We start from the raw sequence: 2,859 nt of genomic DNA on the forward strand, positions 1-2,859 counted from the left end.
ATACAATCAATCACAGTATGAACGACGACCATATAATAAGGCTCATCAGGTCTATCTTCTAATATCACGGGATATAAAGTTGCGTGTTTGTCCCAGATATCCGACAGAGCATCTACTGCTTTTTGATTGATAAAATGCTTAGAGCCTCCCACGCAATCCGTTACTTTTTTAAGTTTTTTTCTACCATTGAGATATTGTACAAGTGTTGTCGTAGTCCACTGTTCAAGCGGTGGCAATGGCTTGCCAAGCACAGGGCTATCCCACAATATACGCTCGTTGTCTTGTTCTGTTTTGCCACCGTACTCAGCATATTTTAGACTTGGATTAAACCATTTATAAATCATGATAATACTCCCATCATGTTGATCGACTGTTTAAGGGGGGTGAATTTGTTTTCTAATAATTTATCTCTGATTATTTGCAATTTGATACATGACATCACCACCCCTACCCACAAAAAAAAGCGTTTGCACGATACAGTTGCAAACGCTTATCAGCCATCAGTGCTTAAACTTCACCACTTGCTCGGCATTTGGGTAATGATGGTCATGCTCGACATCACACTCTTCGCCAATGGTATTGCCCTGCTTATCTTTGGGCTTATGGATGTAGCCTGTGCGTTCGGTGACGGGCAGATACTCATGTTCCCACACCATCACCGCTTGCATACAGGTGGTGCGTTGTGCGTCGGTGAGTTTTTCGCCATTTTCCCAGCGACCAATCTCAATGGCGGTGCGGAATTTTTCGACGATTTCAGGGGTTAGGCTGTCTAGGATATCTTGTTTGTTCATTGTAGGATTCCTTATGTACGCTTGGCTGTCGTTGGGTTATTTATCTAGGGCAAATTCTTCGCTGTATAAGTTCCAGTTCAGCTTGGTGCGACACGCTTCATAAAAACTATAACTGTCAGGGTGCAGTAGCAGTAAGGTCTTGTCATGCTTGGCAATCAGTAGCGTCTGATCATTCTCAAGCGGTGCTGATGCCTTGCCGTCTGCACCCACCATCGGCTGCGTGCGGTTGTCCTTGTGGATATTGATAGCAATCTGACAGCTACCTGCCACCACCAGCGGACGACTAGATAGTGTATGCGGATGCATCGGCACAAGACAAATCGCATCAAGTGTCGGATGGATAATCGGCCCGCCTGCCGAGAGTGCATAGGCTGTCGAGCCGGTTGGTGTCGCCACAATCAGCCCATCAGCGTGCTGACGATAGACATCGTGCTGATTGATTTTTAGTTTAAAATCAATGGTATGCACCGATTTGCCTGCGTGTAGGACAATGTCATTGAGCGCGACATCTTCATGGATGACTTCATCGGTTGGATTGCCTTGTTCGTCATTTTGGACGATGCGAAATTTTAATAAAAACCGCTCAACCAACCAATATTGCCCATCGAGCACCTGACCGACTTTTTCGGTCAGCTCATCAGGATTGACATCCGCCAAAAAGCCCAATCGACCACGGTTGATGCCCAATACAGGCACATCTGTCCCTGCCATCACGGATGCTGCTTGGAGCATCGAGCCATCACCACCAACGACGATGACTAGGTCGCAATGCTCGCCCATCTTTTGGCGTGGCACGATTTTTAGGCGGACGCCATCAATCTGATCAAAATCAATCAAAATGCCATCAATCGCCGCTGTCTCGGTATCGATGACCACCGACAGTTGGCGTGCGTTCAGTAGCCCAATCAGCTCATTGAGCGTCTCAACCACGCTGGATTTGCCTGCTCGACCCATCAGACCGATACGACGAAATTGGGGGCGTTTTGGGTGATTATTAATAAAATTTGACATGATACTGCACTTAGCGACAAATTAAAGGTGTATGATACCCAAATTCGCCCATCAACACAATAAAACTGATGGTTTGGGCATAAATTTTATACCATCTTGACAAAAACCCTTGTATTTTGTATTGTTAAACACATATATAGATTTCAATACAATGAACAACTTTTGAATAATTTGACTTAAATCATTTGGCTCAATTATTTGACTTAATCATTTGACCCAATTATTTAATAAGGAACTTGATTTTATGGCAAATCCCATCATCAGTCGCACCACACTCATGACAAGCAGTGTCGCCATGCGTACCAAAGGCGTGGTCGCCAAGAGTGCATTTTTGTTGAGCTTGGCAGCGGTGTCAGGCTTTGGTGTGTTTTTTTATGCATTGGCAGCAGGTCTGTCATCAGGCATTTTGTATGCGATGGCGATTGTCGCTGTATTTGCAGGGATGGGGCTAGGTCTAGCTAGCTCATTTAAGCCACATCTTGCCAAGTCGCTTGCTGTGCCTTATGCGCTGACCGAAGGTGTGCTATTGGGTGCATTTAGCATGATTATGTACCGTATGTATCCTAGCGTACCACTGTCAGCACTGTCGGCGACCTTTATCACCGCTGCGGTGATGCTGAGCTTGTATGTCACAGGCATGATTAAGGTAACGGACAAATTCCGCTCTATCATCACATCCGCCATCATTGCCATCGGTATTTTGTACCTTGTACAGCTTGGCTTTAGACTGTTTGGCTCAAGCTTACCGCTACTGTTTGACGGTGGCTTGGTGGCGATTGGCTTTAGTGTGTTTGTGACTTTGATTGCGTCATTTAGCCTGTTGCTTGACTTTGATAATGTCGAAAAAGGCGTACAATACGGTGTCGGTCGTGAATACGAATGGGTGTTTAGTATCGGTATTTTATCGACGCTTGTGTGGATGTATATTGAGTTCTTGCGCTTGATTGGTTATCTACAAAATGAGTGATAAATCATAGCTACCAAAAAAAATCCGCTTAATATATGAACCGCACCCCAAAAGTTAGACAACCTTTGGGGTGTTTTTATGACCAAATAC

At 44.9% G+C, this 2,859-nt stretch carries 4 protein-coding genes; 1 reads left to right on the forward strand and 3 read right to left on the reverse strand.

Annotation, left to right across the window (positions count from 1 at the left end; all coding sequences use genetic code 11):
• The 3 genes from Q0N89_RS09815 to Q0N89_RS09825 form a co-directional block, all read right to left on the reverse strand.
• Positions 1 to 344 (reverse strand): hypothetical protein (locus tag Q0N89_RS09815; RefSeq protein WP_294035922.1); only part of this gene is annotated, 344 nt, incomplete at its 3' end.
• A 156-nt stretch (positions 345 to 500) separates the two neighbouring features.
• A complete protein-coding gene (locus Q0N89_RS09820) occupies positions 501 to 791 on the reverse strand; it encodes a DUF1315 family protein (protein ID WP_078253378.1) in 291 nt (96 codons plus the stop codon).
• A 36-nt stretch (positions 792 to 827) separates the two neighbouring features.
• A complete protein-coding gene (locus Q0N89_RS09825; protein ID WP_294035925.1) occupies positions 828 to 1,802 on the reverse strand; it encodes an NAD(+) kinase in 975 nt (324 codons plus the stop codon).
• A gap of 244 nt (positions 1,803 to 2,046) precedes the next feature.
• On the opposite strand from Q0N89_RS09825, the gene Q0N89_RS09830 reads away from it, so the two are divergent.
• Positions 2,047 to 2,769, forward strand: coding sequence for a Bax inhibitor-1/YccA family protein (locus tag Q0N89_RS09830; RefSeq protein ID WP_294035927.1), 723 nt, complete (start codon positions 2,047 to 2,049; stop codon positions 2,767 to 2,769).
• Positions 2,770 to 2,859 lie beyond the last annotated feature (90 nt).

The organism is uncultured Moraxella sp. (assembly GCF_945873075.1).
Lineage (GTDB): Bacteria > Pseudomonadota > Gammaproteobacteria > Pseudomonadales > Moraxellaceae > Moraxella.

Coding starts and splice junctions, on each gene's coding strand:
- Q0N89_RS09825 (WP_294035925.1), bottom strand. CDS start 1,802: ATGTCAAATTTTATTAATAATCACCCAAAACGCCCCCAATTTCGTCGT.
- Q0N89_RS09820 (WP_078253378.1), bottom strand. CDS start 791: ATGAACAAACAAGATATCCTAGACAGCCTAACCCCTGAAATCGTCGAA.
- Q0N89_RS09830 (WP_294035927.1), top strand. CDS start 2,047: ATGGCAAATCCCATCATCAGTCGCACCACACTCATGACAAGCAGTGTC.